Source organism: Marivita cryptomonadis (assembly GCF_002115725.1).
Taxonomy (GTDB): domain Bacteria; phylum Pseudomonadota; class Alphaproteobacteria; order Rhodobacterales; family Rhodobacteraceae; genus Marivita; species Marivita cryptomonadis.
In genome coordinates, this window is record NZ_JFKD01000023.1 from 1 (window position 1) to 16,910 (window position 16,910).

A 16,910-nucleotide genomic window follows, 5' to 3' on the forward strand; every position below is an offset into this window, starting at 1 on the left:
TCGGAAACCTTGCGTTCCTCCCTGCCTCAAGGGAGGAACGCGAGAGCGGCCCTTGGCCGCTTCACGCTGTGATCTGACATTCCGGAGACACCTGAGATGGGTATGTCGGCTTGTCGCGAAGCAGGACGGGGCCAAAGCATTCTGCGATCCAGCCACCGGGCTTAGGTTAAAACAAGAATTACACAGGTGCGAGATATCAACCTATGGTCGCCCACGCTGCTCAACCCATTTGCGGCAAAATCCGAGAAACGCCATCTCAGGATTACGCGGTGCCTGTGTCGCCCAACGCCGCCATTCCTGCTCGATCATATGTACGTCCCAACCTGGGGCTGCAGCACGTGCCATGTCATAGACTTCAGGATCAAGTGAGGGAATTTTAGCTTCTTCGGATATTTCGGCTCCAACCGTACCCCGGCTCCGCACAAGGAGATGATCACGATCATCGTCAATGCGGATACGGTAATCTGGCATGTGGCTGTATTCCTCGTCTTCCTTGGCGATCGTCATCACAAGGCGGCGAAATTCGCGCAGAGTGGAACCTGAACCACATTTCTTCTGCAGCACCTCCATGGATACGCGCCATTCTTTCTGACGACCACAATGCTTGCGGGCCAACTCATATATACGCCGCTCAAGGGGCTTGCGCAGCCTGAAATATTCCCGGCTAAGCGTGAGAACTTCTTGGGCGCGGATTGCATTGAAGACCCAGTCACTGAGCTTCACCTCAACCTCCTGCATGCGTCCATCCCGTGTTTCACGCACGATCCTCGCACGCTCAATCAAACCAAAAGTTTCAAAGATTTCTTGACCACCAGTGGTGATGTTCGTCGATATACGTGTGCCCGCAAGTCTTTCCATAGCAGCCTTGAGCAAATTGTAACCACGTCCAGTGGTCATGCGGTTGGTAGCTTTGAGGAGATCAGCGGCTTGGAACCGAATTATCTGTTGGGGCTCCTTGCCATCATTCATGCCCTTTATGAGGCTCGAAATGCAGTAGATCAGGATATCACGGTCATGGACAGTGGCAAGCCCATCTACAGAAGGCTTGATCTCAATGGTCACCCCATTGTGCTCATAGCGACGCGGCCGGATGTCAGGCTTCGTCGATAAAGAAAAGATCGGATGTTCCATGGACCCCATGTCACCCTTGGGCGCAGCATCAAGAATGTCGCAGACGAAAAAGTCGCCTTGTGGATGGCGATCGGGAAGCAAGGGGTAGTCTGTTGTCATGGGGCACCTGAAACGACACTTCACACACAGGACACATTACAACGACACTTCACACACGCAAAGCAAAAACGACACTTCACACACGGTCACTTCGACACTTCACACACATCCCACCAAAAAAAACAGCACTTACTACAAGTTACGAATCAAATTCCAAAAGGAACCGAGGAAGTTTTACGAATCACCACTTTACACACGGTGAATCACCACTTTACACACGGTGAATCACCACTTTACACACAGCAAGAGTCTGTAAACACCTGAAATATATAAAAAAATCGTCCTTTTTTCACTCCGTAACACAGATCTAACACTCATTTAACACCACAAAGCATCGAGGCATTGAGAGGTGGTCCTTGTTCTTCGTCCACGCTAGTTATCCGACGAAGTCATTCGCCAGACACAAGACCTATCCCCACATTCCCCAAGTAAGGCGCTAATTTCGCTGTCGTGACCGTGTTGTTTCCGATATAAATCATGGTGTTAGTGGCTGCGAGGGGCGCGTTTCCACACTACACGACTCTCTTCCGCTTTGAGATGGATTGCCATGGATCGAGAGCGGCGATTGGATTGCTTCGTAGGAGCCTTCGCACCTCGTCGAAACCAGTGCGGAACCAGGACTTCGCATAGTGACCGTGAGTCTTGCGTGTCAGCTTTCCCGTACCGATGAGTGCTGAGGCGGTCTTGTTGGCCCAGGCGATGGCCATGGCGACGATTGCCAGCAGCAGGCTCAGCTTTTCGGCGGTCTGCATCCGGGTGTCTTCCAGGTTCAGGCCGCGGGTCTTGGCGTCCCCGAAGAGACATTCGATCGACCATCTGCGCCGGTAGGCGTTCAGGGCGTTCTGATCCGGCACATTGCTTGCAACGATGAGCAACTCGCCACCCTTGATGCGTTTGGCGGCGAAAGTCAGTGTCAGCGCCTCCGCGTCCCCCTGGGCCGGGAATGTTGCCTGGAATTTCCGCCCGGGCCGACGTTTTGCAAGCAGTGAACGCAGTCTCAAACGCTTCCCGTCCTCAGTGATCACGATCATCCCCGCCTTTACACGGATCGCGAACGGGATGCCGCGCGCCTCGAGAAAGTTGAGCCATTCCAGACCGATGAACTCCCGATCTGCCAGAAGGAGCTTAACCGATCCGGCGCCAAACAGGGCAAGGTAACGCCGCAAAAGTGCGATGCGTTCCTCGGCATTGCTGCTCCCGGCCTTGTCCAGCACCGTCCACATCAACGGCACCCGAAACCGCTGCGTCGTGATCGCCAGCATCAGGATGTTGACGTCGCGCGCGCCGATCTTCCAGTTCGTCCGGTCGAGACATAGATGCCAGGTCCCGGACAGGCCGAGGAGACGAACCACGAGGCCTGCCGACCAGTCCTCGGGTAGACTGACGTGCTGGAAGAAGCGTTGCAGCCGCCGATAGGTCGATGCAATCAGAACCGATCCCGCGCGCTCGCAGGCAAGGTGGCTGAGGTTCACCGTGCGGGCGCTGACCATAGCCACGATCAGAAGGCTCAGCGTCTCGAGCCGAGATTTGCTCAGCCGTATATGCGGTGACAACCTCGACGAGAGGGCGGTGATAGCCTGAGGAGTCATAATGGCGTCCTTTGCCGGGAGGGAGTCCTCCAGAAAACCACCTTTCGCAGCCCTCAACCACCCAGTGTCGTGCAGTGTGGCGCGTTTCATGGATCACCCAGAGGGTGCGGGCTCGCAGCGGGCAGATCGGGTCGATTTCGACCCTCGTGTCCGGGTGGAGTTTCACGGCACGCAGCTCAGTTCCGACGGCGGCCTGCTGTTGATGCGCGAGTTGGATGATGCGCTTGGGCTGTCCGATCTGGCGGCAGCAGCACTACGCGACACCCGGCACAGCAAGAACACCGTCCATCGTCTTGACGGGCTGTTCCGGCAATCGGTGTTCGGGCGACTGGCCGGATATGAAGACGTCAACGACGCTGACCGGCTGGCCCTCGATCCAGTCATGCGTCAGGTCGTGGGCGGCCATGCCGTTGACGCGCAAGCTGCCTCGGCCTCGCAGATGGGACGGTTCGAGACCGAGACGCTAGCCCTGCCCGAGAACCGGGCGGCGCTGGCCGACCTGAACGGCCAATGGATCGCGTGACGGTGACATCGCTCACCGGGGCGGGCAACGATGCCAGTGCCGCGGTCTTCAACGGCCAGACCAATGCCGGCGCCATTACCTCGACAGTTACTGGAGCCAATGTTGGAATCTTCTCGTTCAGCGGTGAAATTCAAAGCGCGTCGGTTGGTGTATCGGGCAACAGCATCGGCGCCACCTCGGTGGGTAACTTCACAACAAGCTCGGTAATCCGCGCAAGCCGCTGAAGACCATGAAATAGGAAGACCCCCGGCGCAGGCGGGGATCTTCGGCATTTTTACCTTTGAATCAGACTATATCGTAGCTATTGCAAGATCTGGGCGTCATCGCGAGGGATGGTTCGAAAGTTGTGTGTCCCTTGCCATAGAATTTACTGCAGCCCTGGGGAGAAATGTCCCGGAAGGATCTCAACTTTAAGGTCTGAGGCAGCATAAGTTCAGTCGGTTACACACGCTTCATGGCGTTTCCCTGACATGAAGCGTACATTGGACATCGTTTGTATCGACCGCTATCAACCAAAAAATAACTGGGCAGGCAGCCATGACAGATACTCCTTCCTCGATAGCCCGCACTGTACTGACTATTGAGGCACGAGCGCTGATGCAGCTGTCTGAGGAACTTCCCCAAAATTTCGATGAGGTGGTTTCTCGTCTTCTCAGGTTACAAGGTCGGGTAATTGTCTCCGGCATGGGAAAATCTGGACACGTGGCAAATAAAATAGCTGCCACACTGGCTTCAACAGGGACTCCTGCACAAGCCATACATCCCGCAGAGGCAAGCCACGGTGATCTTGGCATGATCACAAAGTCAGATGCAGTCATTCTCATCTCGAACTCCGGTGAGACGAAAGAACTGGTTGACATAATTGCCTACTGCACCCGATTTGATATTCCACTCGTCGCGATGACCAAACGTAGCAATAGTACACTTGCACGTGCAGCAGACCACGTCCTTCAATTGCCTGATGTTCCTGAAGCCTGTGCGTTACAATTAGCGCCTACGACCTCAACCACGTTGAGCATGGCACTCGGGGACGCACTGGCGGTCGCCTTGATGCAGCATCGAGGCTTCGACCGTGAAACGTATCATTCATTCCACCCAGGAGGTACGCTTGGAGCGCAACTTTTACGCGTTTCCGCTATCATGCATCGAAATGGAGCTTTGCCAATAGTCAGCCCTGACACACCAATGGGTGAAACACTGGTGATAATGAGCACCAAGGGTTTTGGAGTAGCTGCAGTGATCGAAGCCGGCATTTTGAAAGGTATTATTACTGATGGTGACTTGCGCAGAAATCTTGATGGGCTCACGGAACGAACAGCTGGCGACGTCGCAACATATAGTCCACACAGCATTAATCCTGATGCATTATTGACAGAAGCTCTCGCCCTGATGAACGCTCATAAAATTAGTACATTAATGGTAACGGATGAGGGCTTTCTCCTTGGTCTGGTTCATATTCATGATCTCTTGCGGGCAGGTGTCGCATGAGTGTAGCCATCTTTATCCCGGCGCGTTACGCATCAACACGTTATCCAGGTAAACCACTCATCGAATTAACAGGAGCGACTGGAATCAAGAAAACTCTGATCCAGCGCACTTGGGAAGTAGCGCTGAAAGTATCTGGGGTCGATAGTATCCATGTGCTGACTGATGATGACCAAATTGCAGAAGCCACACGGGCTTTTGGTGGAAATGTCTTGATGACGTCCTCAAAGCCGTGCAACGGTTCAGAACGATGTGCCGAAGGGCTAGCACAGCTCGGGTTCAGGCCAGACATAGTAATTAATCTTCAAGGTGATGCACCATTAACACCACATTGGTTTGTTGAAGCTCTTATTGATTCAATGCAGCATGAAACTCAAGTGGTAACGCCCGTTGTCAGATGTGATGTGGACACTTTGACTAATTTTGTTGCTGACCGGAAACATGGGCGCGTCGGTGGTACAACCGCTGTCATGCGCAGTGATCACACCGCGCTTTATTTTTCAAAAGAGGTTTTACCCTATATCAATGAATTAGCAGAGCCGCCAGAGGTCTGGCATCATGTTGGTGTATACGGTTATACACCCCAAGCGCTGCAAGCATATGCATCTTGGAAAGAAGGCCGTCTTGAGCGTGCGGAAGGACTTGAGCAACTACGCTTTCTCGAAAACGATATTCCAATAAAATGTATTCCAGTTGACGCACGAGGACGGATGTTTTGGGAACTTAACAATCCAGTAGATGTAAGCCGGATTGAAATGGTTCTTCAGAAGGAAGGGATTGTATGAACATCGTAGAAATTGGGAACATGTCTGTTTGTAATACAGCTCCTTTTTCACTTATTGCTGGCCCCTGTCAGCTAGAATCTCTCGATCATGCGCGAATGCTTGCTGAAAAAATCGCAATGGCGGCTGATGCTAGTGGCACTCCTTGGATTTTTAAAGCGAGCTATGACAAGGCAAACCGCTCTTCGCTCAAAGGTGTACGGGGTCTTGGAATTGATGAAGGGCTCACAATTCTAGGCAAAATCAGAAAAGAGTTCCAAGTTCCCGTTCTGACTGACGTTCATGAAGCTGAACAGTGCGCAGTTGTAGCGCAAGCTGTGGATATTCTTCAAATCCCAGCTTTTCTCTCACGACAAACAGACTTGTTGCTAGCTGCTGGGCAAACTCAAGCTGTAATCAATGTAAAAAAAGGTCAGTTCTTAGCGCCGTGGGACATGGCGAACGTTGCCGCCAAAATCGAATCTACAGGCAACAATCGCATCATGTTATGCGAGAGAGGAGCAAGTTTTGGGTATAACATGCTAGTCTCTGACATGCGATCTCTCCCAATTATGGCTCAGACAGGATACCCAGTGGTGTTTGATGCTACACACTCGGTGCAACTCCCAGGTGGGCAAGGGGAAAGATCGGGTGGACAGAGGGAATTTGTTGCACCACTTGCACGTGCCGCTGTTGCCGTCGGGATTGCTGCTATATTTATTGAAACGCACGAAGCACCAGAAAATGCACCCTCCGATGGACCAAACATGATTCCAATTGACCAACTTACTGAATTGTTATTGATCTTGAATCAAATAGATCGCATTGCAAAACTTGCTTGAAATATAGTGGTTTTGGATCAGAGCCATTATCTTTTCTCCTGCGGAATGGAAATCCTTGTCCGAAATTAAAGGTGTGTATTTAAAATCTACGCTAGTTTTTTGGATAATCTTTTTATAAGCCACCTTCGCCAGTAAGATCTGAATAGTAGTCTTCGGTAACTTTTACGTTTTTTGTATTTTTGCTTGCGGCGGCCCTTCTCCAGAGTTGATGTGCCTTCTGTCCTATTTTTTTGAATAACTATTCGAGGATTGCAAGCATAACTTTCAAATTTTAAGATTGCATCTGGCCAATCTGATGGCTGCACGACTGGCCCATTATAAAAAGCCAAGTAAGTGGCGACTTCTTTAGAAATCATGTACCCTGTTGCCAAAAAAGGTGGAAGCATTATACGATATGCACATAAGCTTCGCTTGAAAAGCAAACGATCGCGTGTCTTTACATAAGTGTTTTTGTGATCGAACAGCAGCAGGCCACACGGGGGCTCAATCAAGTTTGGACCAATCTCGAAGAAAGGATGCATAGGAGCTGCGTCATCCTCCAACACGATTGCCGAAGGGGCTTCGCTAGAGGCAATGCGTTCATAAATAAGTCTATGCGACAGTGCACACGCAAACTCCCCATCAGACATTGGCCGCCCCATGCGCAATTCCGCACCGTCTCTGTCGATGAGTTCTTCATACATTTTGGGCAATCCATGCCGGCCATCCACACCCCAGATTATTTCAAAGGGCAAACCATGTGCAGTGAGCAGTTCTACCAATGGGCCAGAACGCTGCGCATCTTTGAGACTTAGAATGTATATTGGAGGAAATGTCATGCAGCTCAAGTATTTGCGCTTTTTATGTTTTTTTGAGGGTATTCTTAGCTGTAGAAACCTGCGGTGCTTGATGCTCTAGGCCGTCGCGCTGACGCTCGATTTAGTGCCAATGAACGAGGACCACCGCTGTACTGGGGCATGCTTTTGAGACGGCGTGCTGCTCTGATCATGCTACCATCTTAACCCCCTTAGTGGCTCCAGATTCAAGAGCCTTTCGGTTGGCATCTTTGTAAGCTTCGCTTGAACCCTGATCCACCTTAACTTGGCTGTCCAAAGAGGCTGAAAGGATCGTTCTGGTGCAGGACAATCTCAACACCCACTGGCCAGCCTCGCTCTACGAGGCGTTCGACCCGGCCGAGGCCGCCGGATCGCAGAACGGTTCGAGTGGCACTACACACCGAAACATGGCTCCTGGTTCAACATCGCTGAATGCGAACCGAGCATCCTCGCACGCCAGTGCCTCGACCGCCGCATCCCCGATCGCGGGAAACTCGAAGAGCAGACTAGGGCATGGGTAATACCTCGCAAACAGGGCGGCACAGCCGTCAAATGGTGCTTCTCAACCGAGGACGCGCGCATGAAACTCGCCCACCTCTATCCGCAGATAAGCTGAATCGCAGGACTAGATGCGGAACTTTTAAATTATTCATTTCTTGGTGGGACCGGATCATTGATTTTGCTGCGGGTGAATATGGCAGGCGTTGATTTTGGTTGGGCAATATCAGCAGGGTTGCCCCACACAGAAACGAATATGGCAGCGCGACCAGATCGACTTAAATGGGCAGGTTCCACCTCGATAATGCGCACACGTAGGTCCGCTTTGCGTTCAAGGGCAGGTCGTACGATATCAGTGGCTCGTGCACCCAACTTTCCAGCCAAAACAAGTCTTGATTTGCCGAACCCAAATGGCAAACGAGAAGGTCGCTCAACAAAGACCGAAACTGACATGTCAAGGTTGAGTACCAGAAACGTAGGGTCACCTGGAGAAATACCTGCAGACACAGGATTAAGATTCAAAGCGATCGCCGCTTTGTGAATGATAGGTTGCATGCTGCCTCACAGTCCTCAGTTTCTCTGAGGTTGGAATCAGTATACCTGAGTGCAGCTGCTCAGTGGACCCTTGATTTGTTCAAGACGCAAAATCTACATCGATATTTCGGGCTTTGAGCGCCGCTAAAACACCACCCAAAACATTGCGGGCGTTGATCCCCTCTTGCAACGCGGAGTTTATGTCCTCATCTGTTGCCGTTGCATCACGAATATCCAACACGACGCGCTTGCCGGTCCGGACGTCATAGACCACTTGCCGACGCCCACTCACGCTTGACCTTAAGCCGACGAATTCAGAGCCATTCTGTGCATGATAAAACATGAAGACACCTTCAAACTTCTTGTGGATAAAATAGTTAAAATTGTCCAAAAGTCATGTACTTGCCAGACACTCTTCATTTCGATTGTGTTCAAACAGACACATCTCTCTAACCAGATGTATAACCATATACCAGATTTTGAGGTATGCGCCGTCCCCGCCCCATTGGGATTTCGCTTGCGAGCTGGTTCTCGGTGCGCGCGGCTGGCGTTTTTGCCTTCGTGAGCGCTCAGAATGAGCTCACTGGGGACTCCCGGATGAGTTCATTGTGAGGGGATGGGGACCGCAGCGTAGGCCCATGGCATCAACGTATCGATGTCCTTGTCGAGATGACCATTGGCGAGCCTGGTGAAGAGATCTCGCAGGTAGGCATAGGGTTCGACGCCGTTCATCTTGCAGGATCCGATCAGGCTGGCGAAGCGCGCCCAGGAACGGCCGCCCTCGTCGTGGCCGGCAAAAAGCGCGTTGCGGCGGTTCATGGCCGGGCTGCGGATGGCGTTCTCGACCAGATTTGAGTCCATGTCGACATGGTCATCCTCGAGGAAGAGCCGGAAGCCGTCCTGGCGCCGCAGCATGTAGGCGAGCGCCGCGCCGAGGTCTGATTTCCGCGAGACGCGTGCGGCCTGGGCGGGCAGCCAGGCGAAGAACTGATCTACCAACGGCCGGGACAGGTCCTGACGGACGGCACAGCGATGATCGGGGGCTGACCCGCGGATCGCGTCTTCGATCTTGTAGAGCGCAGCGATGCGCACCAGCGCCTCGTCGACGATGGGCGAACCCTTCTTTGGTTTGGCCTTGATCAACTTTCGGCGACCGTGAGCCCAGCAGAGTGCAAGCTTCAACGGCTCACCACCCTTGCGATCGGTCTTGGCCAGATGCGTATAACCCCCGTAAGCATCGACCTGGATCGTGCCGTTGAAGCCAGTCAGGATTTCATCGGCATATTCGCCCTTTCGGCCGGGCCGATAGTGGAACACCACCCCGGGAGGTGCGGGGCCGTTCCAGCCCCGGTCATCGCGCAGCACCGCCCAAAGGTAGCCGGTCTTCGTCTTGCCACGCCCCGGGTCCAGAACAGGAGCGGTGGTTTCGTCGACATAGAGCCGGGTGCTGCCCTGTTTCAGCAACACCGCCATTCGGTCCACCACCGGCGCGATCAGCGCACCGGTCCGACCCATCCAATCGGCGAGGACCGATCGGTCGATCGGCACACCGTGCCGCGCCATGACCACAGCCTGACGGTTCAGGGGCATGTGCTCGGAATACTTGGACACGGCGATCTGGGCCAACAGCGCCTCGGTGGGCCAGCTGCCCTCCAGAAGATGCGCCGGGGCTTTCGCCTGAACCACACCCGCGCGCCCTTTGGGGCAGGCGTATTTCGGGTGGATCGTGACGATCACCTGATAGCGCGCCGGGATGTAATCCAGCCGGTCGACCCGATCCTCACCGATCTTGACCATGTCGCCACAGCCGCATGGGCAGACGATGCTGTCAGGCTCGATGACACGCTCGACGCGCGGCAGGTGTTCCGGCAAGGCGCGCGCCTTGCGCTTCTTGCGCGGCGCCTTCTTCTCGGGATCGGTCTCGCTGGCTGCGATCTTCGCCTCGACCGCGGCAATCTGTTCCTGGGTCTCGGCGATCGCCGCTTCCAGATCCTCGAGAGCCAGCTCGAGCTGCGCGGGGTCCAGCTTTTCCGATTTTGGCCCGAACTTCGCATGCCGGTATTGTCCGACCTGACCTTCCAGCTTCTCGATCAGGGCCTTCAACTCGGTGATGAAGGCGTCCTTCTCAGCCCCAACCGCCTGTTCATGCTGGCGGGCAGCACGCTCGACCGACAACTCGAACTGTGCTGCTTCGAACGCCTTCACAACCTCGGGCGGAAGGTCCGGAAACTGGCTGAGATCGAAGGGCTGAGACATGCGGATTCATAGCCGATCCGGACAGGAAAGGCCAATAAAACAACGTCGAAACAGCTTGGTAAATCATCCCGCCGCAATGGGTGGAGCGACCCGCTGCGCAACGATCCGGCGCCAGTCCAAACCTTCGAACAGAGCTTCGTGCTGGGCCCGCGACAGCCGCATTGTCCCGTCCTGAACCTTCGGCCAGGCAAAGCTGCCTTGTTCCAGGACTTTGTAGATCATCACGAGACCATTCGTCGGGAAAACAGTCCCCGGGACTGTTTCCTGATCCGCCTCATCTTCCCAGACCAAGATTTTCAGTCTGTCGCCGCGTTTCGAACGGAATATGATCGTCACCCCGGAATGCGGATCGAGCTTCAGCTCGGTCTGCACGATCAGCGCCAGCGCCCGATGCCCGCAGCGGAAGTCCACCGGACGCGTCGCAATCAGGATCGGCTGGCGCTGTCCCGCGACGATCATGCCGGTCCTCGCAACGCACGCGCCACAGCTGCTGCCCGCCCTACCGGAACATCGCCCGGCACCCGAAGCACGAGGTCGTTCCCGATCTCGATCGTGATGACGCTGCCGGTCCGGCCGGCAACCATTGACGGACACACGTCCTCGGGCTCCAACGAAACCGGCACAAAGGCCGGCAAAGCGTCAGACGCCACACCGGCCATGGCGTCAGCGGGCAGGACGACCCTCGCGCGCCTGACGCCGCCAATCCGAGAGCTGATGCGCTGCCAGATCATGCCTACATGCCACATCCGCCACCCGCGCGCCCGGCTGAAAGCTCTCTGCCACAATCCGGGCTTTCACATCATCCGGCCAGCGCCGATATCCACGCGTCCGCTGCACAACCTCGATGCAACCGTCAAACCCGTCCCCGCCATCCGCCATCATCATCTCCTTCTGAATGCTCAGAACGAGACTCGCCGCTCGGTCAGCGTCGGGAAACCGCAGAAATCAATGGGGCGGGAACGGCGCATACATTTTGAGCCATGTTCATGGCCCTGATCTTTTTGGTCATGGTCAAATTCCTGTTCCATCATCGCCGGGTTGTAGGCACGTCGATCTGACCCATGCGATCCCGCACGCAGGCCCCGCCGTTCAGGGCGGGGTCAACCTTCATTGTCTTCCATTCCCAGACCGCCTTGGGTCTTGTGTTGTGCGCTCCCAGAAGACTTATCTACAGGTTGCTTGTGTTAGTATGTGTTAGATTCTGTGTTAAGGACCTGGAAAGTGCTAATTTTGATTGACTAATCAGTTTGTTATCCGATGGATGGGTAACTGAAAACACGAATCTTGGTAACCGAAAACACGAATCTACGACCTCTTCTGCCCGATTGTCACCCTCAACACGATCTGTTCATCTGCGATGTTGCGGATGCGGTGCTCAAGGACGTGATGCAGCAGATGGAACATCCATTTTACTCGCTTTCGAAGAAGCCTGAAACCAGCGTAAAGCGTTATAAAAATGGTAAAAATTGGCTTGAGATAACGCCAAGCATTAAAGGGTTGGCGACGATCTATGACAAGGATATTTTGATCTACTGCATCAGCCAGATCATGGCTAAATTGAAAAAAGGAGAGCAGGTCTCTCCCCGTGTTCGGATCAATTCACGCGAGCTGCTGATTTTCACGAACCGAGGTACTAGCGGGCGAGAGTACCTGTCGCTCATTGATGCGCTGGATCGGCTGGAAGGTACCAGGATCAGGACAAACATTGTCAGTGGCGATGAAGAACAGATCGATGGGTTTGGCTTGATTGACGCATCATCGATCCGACGCAAGCATGGAATGGACGGTCGACTTCTCTGGTGTGAAATCAAGCTGTCGGACTGGGTCTTCAATGCAATCCGGAACGAGGAGGTTCTAACTCTTCATCGCGACTACTTTCGCCTTCGTAAGCCAATTGAGCGTCGCGTATACGAAATAGCCCGGAAGCATTGTGGTCAGCAGAAAGCTTGGAGAATAACGCTAGCCAAGCTGCTCCTGAAGACCGGCTCACAAAGCCCTGAAAAGCGTTTTCGGCAGATGATCCGTCAGTTGGTCGAACACGATCACTTACCAGATTATCATGTCAGCTTTGACGATGATGATGACATGGTGGTCTTCACCAACCGAGGGACCATGGCCCCTGCCCCACTGCCAGATAATCGTGTTCCTTCATTGAGATCTGAAACCTATGAGCTTGCCCGTGAGGCTGCGCCAGGATGGGATGTCCGTCATTTGGAGATGGAGTGGCGGGATTGGATCGTTGAGGCCCCTCGTGACGCAGATGCGGCCTTCGTAGGATTTTGTCGGAAGTGGTTTGGCAGACGAGGTCGGCCGAGTTGACGGGAGCCATTCAAGCAAGACAGATGCATATCCGGTAATCAATTTAATCCGGTAATGGATTAAATTGAGGTAATATAAATACGTGCTGATGAAGCGTTGGGCGCTGTATCGACCCAAGGGCTGTGAATCGGTCGAGGCGGGACTATTTCGGCGGCCTGTTAGGGCCGACAGGATGTCAAAGGTTTCAAGGGCGCGCGGCCAGCCCGGCGTCACCCAGCTGCTCGCGATCAGGCAGATCGCGCAGGCTCTCCATCCCGAAGGCCGCAAGAAACGCGTCTGTGGTCACAAAGGTATAGGGCGCCCCTCGACGCGGCGCGCGCGGTCCGGTTGCAATCAGGCCGTGTGCATGCAGCCGCCCGATCAGGTCACGGCTGATCTCCTTTCCGAAGATGTCCTTCAGCCCATCGCGGGTGATCGGCTGGTGATAGGCGATGGCGGCCAGCACCGCGACGTCGAACTCGTTCAGGTCCAACAGCTGGTCGCCGACATCTGCCGCGATGCGGATCGCAGGCGCGTAAGCGGTCCGCGTCCGGAACATCCACCCCCCGGCGACTTGGGCAATCTCGAACGCTCGGCCTTGCAGATCGGCGGCCAGATCCTCGACCAGCAGATCAACCGAGGCCGCCTGCCCCACCACGCGCGCCAGGTCCTCGCGCGGTACAGGCGAGGCGGAGGCAAACAGCACTGCCTCGACCCGACGCATCCATTCCCGCCAGCGCAACTCCGGCGGCAGGTCCGCCAGTTCGCGGTCAAGCTCGGGCTCTGGGCGATCCTTGGCCACGCTCACACCCCGTAAAGGCGAAAACTATCGCGACCTGTCAGTTCGCGCACCGCGCCGAGATCAACCAACCGGTCACAGAGCCGCCGCGCGGCGCGGTCCGGCAAGGGCAAGGCACCGGGTGCCACCGCGTCCTGTGTCAGGAATATCTCGACCGCCTCCCCGGCCCCCTTGGCCCGAAGCTTCGGCGTGACGGCTTTCAGAAGCGCAGCCCGGCGCGCGAGGTCGACAGCGAGACGCACGGCGTCGACCGCGGATGCGGTCACAGCGCGATGACAGGCCAGGCGAAGGTCATCGCCTCGCTTGCGCAGGTCGGCGCGTTTCACTCCCGCCGCCAGCAGAGGCACGAGATGATCCCAACCGAGGGCTTGCGCGAGCGCGGCGTCCGCGAGGATCAGCGCCGGGACTTCGGCACGGGGTGCCTCCGTCAGGACAGCCTCCAGCACCACTGCGGCACGGGTCACCGGCGCCCCTCTCCCCGCATCGAGCCACGTGCCGATCTGACTTGGCTTCAGGGTCGGCAAGGCTCGACCCAGCGCCTTGACCGACACCGGCCGGTCAGTGGCGCGACGCCACGCCAGATATTCCTCCCCAGCCGGGCCGGGCAGGTCGCCGGGCCGCAACAGGTGTACCGCGTCGCGCAACTCCCCTGCCCGCTCCGGACGACCCGAAAACGCGACACAGGCCTCGGCCGCGCGCAACGCAAGCCGATTCCGCAACAAGGCTTGGGGTACCGCATGATGTCCCAGCACAACATGCAGGTGACTCAGCGCAGCGCCCGACAAAAACGCCACATCTTCAAGGGTTTCACCTCGCGCAGAGGTGATCCAAGAGGGTTTCTTGGCTATCCTGTCGAGGGTGTCGATGGGATCATGCCGGTCAAATGCCATGGTTGAAGCCTATCCCTGCGCGGCGCTTTTTGCCAGAGAATTGCACACAAACCGCCCTTTCTTTTGGTTCTCTAGTATGTCCAATAAGTTTGCATTATCGGACGTAATGAGATAGACTCCCCGACATCTCAGTGTCGTTTTAGTTTCATGGGTGGATTCGGTCGAAATCGCCTCTCTCGCCCTCGAAATTTCCATTTAACCGGTGGACTGGGCTTTTGCTCAATCTCTGGACTGCGAAGGGAGGACGCGAAATGGACAATAAAAGCAACATCTTCGGGATGCCGGGGGCCAAGCAGATGCTCGGAGCCCGAATCTACTCCACCACGCCCCCAAGCGCATAATCCAATAACGAAACTATAATCCGGAAATGAAACAAGAACGTGAATGTCATGATATCAACACGTTAGAGTCCACCAATGGAACAAGAACGACATTTAGTTTCATCACTGGATTTACTGGAAAATGGCCTCAGAGGACGAGAAATCGACATCATCAAACTCTGGTGCGGCGAGGATCGCTCAGGACGACGAGAGAGATCAAGAAAAAAGCGGCGACATCTCCCTACCCGCCCACGTCGCGGGCTCGGGCACGCTTGACCGCCTGGTCGATGCCGCCCGTGACTATGCCCGCGCCGCGACCTCTGACAACACGCTTAAGGCCTATTCCAAGGACTGGGCCAATTTCTCGCGCTGGTGTAGGATGAAGGGCGCTGAACCGCTGCCCCCCTCGCCGGAGATAATCGGACTCTATTTGGCTGATCTGGCTACCGGGTCGGGCCCCTCCCCTTCGCAGTCCGCGCCCGGACCGCAATCGGCGTCCCGACCCCTTTCGGTCAGTACGATTGAGCGTCGCCTGTCCGGCCTTGCTTGGAACTATGCGCAACGCGGCTTCAGCCTCGATCGAAAAAACCGGCACATCGCCACCATCCTCGCCGGGATCAAGCGCAGGCACGCACGCCCCCCAGTGCAAAAAGCGGCAATCCTGGCCGAAGACATCCTGGCGATGGTGGCCACCCTTCCGTTCGACCTGCGCGGCCTGCGGGATCGGGCGATCCTGTTGATCGGCTATGCGGGTGGCCTGCGCCGCTCTGAAATCGTCAGCCTGGACGTCCACAAGGACGACACGCCAGACTCGGGCGGCTGGATCGAGATCATGGAAAAAGGCGCCCTGCTCACGCTCAATGCCAAGACCGGTTGGCGCGAAGTGGAGATTGGCCGAGGCTCCAGGGATCAGACCTGCCCCGTGCATGCGCTCACGCAATGGCTGCACTTTGGACGCATCGACTTCGGCCCGGTCTTCGTTGGGATCTCGCGGGATGGCAAACGCGCATCCGAGACCCGTTTGAACGACAAACACGTCGCGCGCCTGATCAAGCGCACGGTCATCGATGCGGGCATCCGATCCGAGCTGCCTGAGAAAGACCGCTTGGCGCTGTTCTCCGGCCACAGCTTGCGCGCGGGTCTGGCCAGTGCCGCCGAAGTCGACGAACGCTACGTCCAGAAGCAGCTCGGACACGCCTCAGCGGAGATGACCCGCCGCTATCAGCGCCGCCGGGACCGGTTCCGGGTAAACCTGACCAAGGCGGCGGGGTTGTAAACCAACACATCTAGTGAATATCGGACTCGTCACTTGATCGATACCTTGGGAATCCAATATAATGCGTGATGACTGATGATTGATGCACGACAGGAAACCCATGCGAACCACTCTCTCTCTAGATGACGATGTCCTGCTCGCGGCGAAGGCCATTGCGGGGCAGCAGGGCCGGACCCTCGGCGAGGTCGTCTCAGAGCTTGCGCGGCGATCTTTGCAACGATCCGTCTCCCACACCGAGCGCAACGGCATTCCACTCCTGGCGGTGCGCCCAGACGCGGCCCCCGTCACGCTGGACATGGTAAACGCGCTTCGTGATGAAGCGCCGTGACCTATCTTCTCGATGTCAATGTCCTGATCGCCCTGATCGATCCTGCGCACGTCGCACATGACGATGCGCATACCTGGTTTGCCAGCACTGGCCAGCATGCCTGGGCTACCTGTCCCATCACGGAAAATGGCGTCCTTCGCATTGTCGGAAATCCCAAATATCCGAACTCGCCAGGCTCGCCCGCTGTCGTCTCGGAGATTGTCCAGAAGCTACGCAGTCTTCCCGGCCATGCTTTCTGGGCCGAAGAACTCAGCCTGGTCGCATCCGACATCGTAGACCCTGCACGTGTCCTGACCGCGGCGCAGGTCACGGACACCTATCTGTTGGCCCTTGCTAGCCACCGCAGCGGCCTGCTTGCAACCTTCGATCGTCGGCTCTCTGTGGAAGCCGTCACGAAGGGCAAGGCTGCGCTTCACCTCATCCCCAGCGGAAAGCGGGCGTGACCTAATGACCGTCACAGAAAGCG

The 16,910-nt window shown here is 55.8% G+C and carries 18 protein-coding genes and 2 pseudogenes; 10 read left to right on the forward strand and 10 right to left on the reverse strand.

Going from position 1 to position 16,910, the window contains the following annotated elements; all coding sequences use genetic code 11:
• Positions 1–201 precede the first annotated feature (201 nt).
• Both MCRY_RS19085 and MCRY_RS19090 read right to left on the reverse strand, forming a co-directional pair.
• A complete protein-coding gene (locus MCRY_RS19085; RefSeq protein ID WP_085632849.1) occupies positions 202–1,230 on the reverse strand; it encodes a replication initiator protein A in 1,029 nt (342 codons plus the stop codon).
• A 512-nt stretch (positions 1,231–1,742) separates the two neighbouring features.
• On the reverse strand, positions 1,743–2,909 hold the full coding sequence (locus tag MCRY_RS19090; RefSeq protein WP_244897938.1) for an IS4 family transposase: 1,167 nt from the start codon (positions 2,907–2,909) through the stop codon (positions 1,743–1,745).
• Between MCRY_RS19090 and MCRY_RS19095 the strand changes: the two are divergent.
• From MCRY_RS19095 to kdsA, 5 genes and pseudogenes are all read left to right on the forward strand, one after another.
• A pseudogene (locus tag MCRY_RS19095) lies at positions 2,908–3,336 on the forward strand (transposase); the annotation flags it as partial. The gene MCRY_RS19090 and the pseudogene MCRY_RS19095 sit on opposite strands and share 2 nt — an antisense overlap.
• Entirely contained in the window at positions 3,330–3,566 is a 237-nt protein-coding gene (locus MCRY_RS19100) for a hypothetical protein (RefSeq protein WP_085632853.1), read from the forward strand. The pseudogene MCRY_RS19095 and the gene MCRY_RS19100, both read left to right, overlap by 7 nt.
• 313 nt (positions 3,567–3,879) lie before the next feature.
• Positions 3,880–4,830: a KpsF/GutQ family sugar-phosphate isomerase gene (locus MCRY_RS19105; RefSeq protein WP_085632855.1), complete on the forward strand. Its 951-nt coding sequence runs from the start codon at positions 3,880–3,882 to the stop codon at positions 4,828–4,830.
• Positions 4,827–5,612 (forward strand): 3-deoxy-manno-octulosonate cytidylyltransferase, encoded by a 786-nt coding sequence (locus tag MCRY_RS19110; protein ID WP_085632857.1) that lies wholly within the window; start codon positions 4,827–4,829, stop codon positions 5,610–5,612. Before MCRY_RS19105 ends, MCRY_RS19110 begins: the two co-directional genes overlap by 4 nt.
• The gene (gene kdsA / locus MCRY_RS19115) at positions 5,609–6,430 is read left to right on the forward strand and encodes a 3-deoxy-8-phosphooctulonate synthase (protein WP_085632859.1); all 822 of its coding nucleotides are present in this window, start codon (positions 5,609–5,611) and stop codon (positions 6,428–6,430) included. Before MCRY_RS19110 ends, kdsA begins: the two co-directional genes overlap by 4 nt.
• Positions 6,431–6,516: 86 nt before the next feature.
• Here the strand turns inward: kdsA and MCRY_RS19120 are convergent, their stop codons facing one another.
• The gene (locus MCRY_RS19120) at positions 6,517–7,248 is read right to left on the reverse strand and encodes a glycosyltransferase family 25 protein (RefSeq protein ID WP_085632860.1); all 732 of its coding nucleotides are present in this window, start codon (positions 7,246–7,248) and stop codon (positions 6,517–6,519) included.
• Between the two features lie 293 nt (positions 7,249–7,541).
• On the opposite strand from MCRY_RS19120, the pseudogene MCRY_RS23645 reads away from it, so the two are divergent.
• Positions 7,542–7,727: pseudogene (locus MCRY_RS23645) on the forward strand (transposase); the annotation flags it as partial.
• Positions 7,728–7,890: 163 nt separating this feature from the next.
• On the opposite strand, the gene MCRY_RS22650 reads toward MCRY_RS23645, so the two are convergent.
• From MCRY_RS22650 to MCRY_RS23255, 5 genes are all read right to left on the reverse strand, one after another.
• Positions 7,891–8,298, reverse strand: a complete 408-nt coding sequence (locus MCRY_RS22650; RefSeq protein WP_139834123.1) for a hypothetical protein — start codon at positions 8,296–8,298, stop codon at positions 7,891–7,893.
• A gap of 79 nt (positions 8,299–8,377) precedes the next feature.
• A complete protein-coding gene (locus MCRY_RS19125; protein ID WP_139834124.1) occupies positions 8,378–8,620 on the reverse strand; it encodes a hypothetical protein in 243 nt (80 codons plus the stop codon).
• Between the two features lie 260 nt (positions 8,621–8,880).
• Positions 8,881–10,533 (reverse strand): IS66 family transposase, encoded by a 1,653-nt coding sequence (gene tnpC / locus MCRY_RS19130; RefSeq protein WP_085632864.1) that lies wholly within the window; start codon positions 10,531–10,533, stop codon positions 8,881–8,883.
• A 63-nt stretch (positions 10,534–10,596) separates the two neighbouring features.
• Positions 10,597–10,992, reverse strand: coding sequence for an IS66 family insertion sequence element accessory protein TnpB (gene tnpB / locus MCRY_RS19135; RefSeq protein WP_085632866.1), 396 nt, complete (start codon positions 10,990–10,992; stop codon positions 10,597–10,599).
• A 204-nt stretch (positions 10,993–11,196) separates the two neighbouring features.
• Positions 11,197–11,412: a transposase gene (locus MCRY_RS23255; protein ID WP_217808244.1), complete on the reverse strand. Its 216-nt coding sequence runs from the start codon at positions 11,410–11,412 to the stop codon at positions 11,197–11,199.
• 405 nt (positions 11,413–11,817) lie between these two features.
• Between MCRY_RS23255 and MCRY_RS19145 the strand changes: the two genes are divergently transcribed.
• On the forward strand, positions 11,818–12,852 hold the full coding sequence (locus tag MCRY_RS19145; RefSeq protein ID WP_085632868.1) for a replication initiator protein A: 1,035 nt from the start codon (positions 11,818–11,820) through the stop codon (positions 12,850–12,852).
• Positions 12,853–13,036: 184 nt separating this feature from the next.
• Here MCRY_RS19145 and scpB read toward each other — a convergent pair whose 3' ends face one another.
• Positions 13,037–13,633 (reverse strand): SMC-Scp complex subunit ScpB, encoded by a 597-nt coding sequence (scpB, locus tag MCRY_RS19150; protein WP_085632870.1) that lies wholly within the window; start codon positions 13,631–13,633, stop codon positions 13,037–13,039.
• 2 nt (positions 13,634–13,635) lie between these two features.
• Entirely contained in the window at positions 13,636–14,520 is an 885-nt protein-coding gene (locus MCRY_RS19155; protein ID WP_085632872.1) for a DUF1403 family protein, read from the reverse strand.
• A gap of 462 nt (positions 14,521–14,982) precedes the next feature.
• Here MCRY_RS19155 and MCRY_RS19160 point away from each other — a divergent pair, with 462 nt between their 5' ends.
• The 3 genes from MCRY_RS19160 (at position 14,983) to MCRY_RS19170 (ending at position 16,887) form a co-directional block, all read left to right on the forward strand.
• On the forward strand, positions 14,983–16,116 hold the full coding sequence (locus tag MCRY_RS19160; RefSeq protein ID WP_085632874.1) for a tyrosine-type recombinase/integrase: 1,134 nt from the start codon (positions 14,983–14,985) through the stop codon (positions 16,114–16,116).
• 100 nt (positions 16,117–16,216) lie between these two features.
• Positions 16,217–16,444, forward strand: a complete 228-nt coding sequence (locus MCRY_RS19165) for a CopG family transcriptional regulator (RefSeq protein ID WP_139834125.1) — start codon at positions 16,217–16,219, stop codon at positions 16,442–16,444.
• Positions 16,441–16,887 (forward strand): TA system VapC family ribonuclease toxin, encoded by a 447-nt coding sequence (locus MCRY_RS19170; protein ID WP_085632878.1) that lies wholly within the window; start codon positions 16,441–16,443, stop codon positions 16,885–16,887. Before MCRY_RS19165 ends, MCRY_RS19170 begins: the two co-directional genes overlap by 4 nt.
• The last annotated feature ends 23 nt before the right edge of the window (positions 16,888–16,910 follow it).

Bases quoted from the DNA above. Each gene is read 5' to 3' on its own strand.
- MCRY_RS19085 (WP_085632849.1), bottom strand. From the start codon at position 1,230: ATGACAACAGACTACCCCTTGCTTCCCGATCGCCATCCACAAGGCGAC.
- MCRY_RS19090 (WP_244897938.1), bottom strand. From the start codon at position 2,909: ATGAAACGCGCCACACTGCACGACACTGGGTGGTTGAGGGCTGCGAAA.
- MCRY_RS19100 (WP_085632853.1), top strand. From the start codon at position 3,330: ATGGATCGCGTGACGGTGACATCGCTCACCGGGGCGGGCAACGATGCC.
- MCRY_RS19105 (WP_085632855.1), top strand. From the start codon at position 3,880: ATGACAGATACTCCTTCCTCGATAGCCCGCACTGTACTGACTATTGAG.
- MCRY_RS19110 (WP_085632857.1), top strand. From the start codon at position 4,827: ATGAGTGTAGCCATCTTTATCCCGGCGCGTTACGCATCAACACGTTAT.
- kdsA (WP_085632859.1), top strand. From the start codon at position 5,609: ATGAACATCGTAGAAATTGGGAACATGTCTGTTTGTAATACAGCTCCT.
- MCRY_RS19120 (WP_085632860.1), bottom strand. From the start codon at position 7,248: ATGACATTTCCTCCAATATACATTCTAAGTCTCAAAGATGCGCAGCGT.
- MCRY_RS22650 (WP_139834123.1), bottom strand. From the start codon at position 8,298: ATGCAACCTATCATTCACAAAGCGGCGATCGCTTTGAATCTTAATCCT.
- MCRY_RS19125 (WP_139834124.1), bottom strand. From the start codon at position 8,620: ATGTTTTATCATGCACAGAATGGCTCTGAATTCGTCGGCTTAAGGTCA.
- tnpC (WP_085632864.1), bottom strand. From the start codon at position 10,533: ATGTCTCAGCCCTTCGATCTCAGCCAGTTTCCGGACCTTCCGCCCGAG.
- tnpB (WP_085632866.1), bottom strand. From the start codon at position 10,992: ATGATCGTCGCGGGACAGCGCCAGCCGATCCTGATTGCGACGCGTCCG.
- MCRY_RS23255 (WP_217808244.1), bottom strand. From the start codon at position 11,412: ATGGCGGATGGCGGGGACGGGTTTGACGGTTGCATCGAGGTTGTGCAG.
- MCRY_RS19155 (WP_085632872.1), bottom strand. From the start codon at position 14,520: ATGGCATTTGACCGGCATGATCCCATCGACACCCTCGACAGGATAGCC.
- MCRY_RS19160 (WP_085632874.1), top strand. From the start codon at position 14,983: ATGGCCTCAGAGGACGAGAAATCGACATCATCAAACTCTGGTGCGGCG.
- MCRY_RS19165 (WP_139834125.1), top strand. From the start codon at position 16,217: ATGCGAACCACTCTCTCTCTAGATGACGATGTCCTGCTCGCGGCGAAG.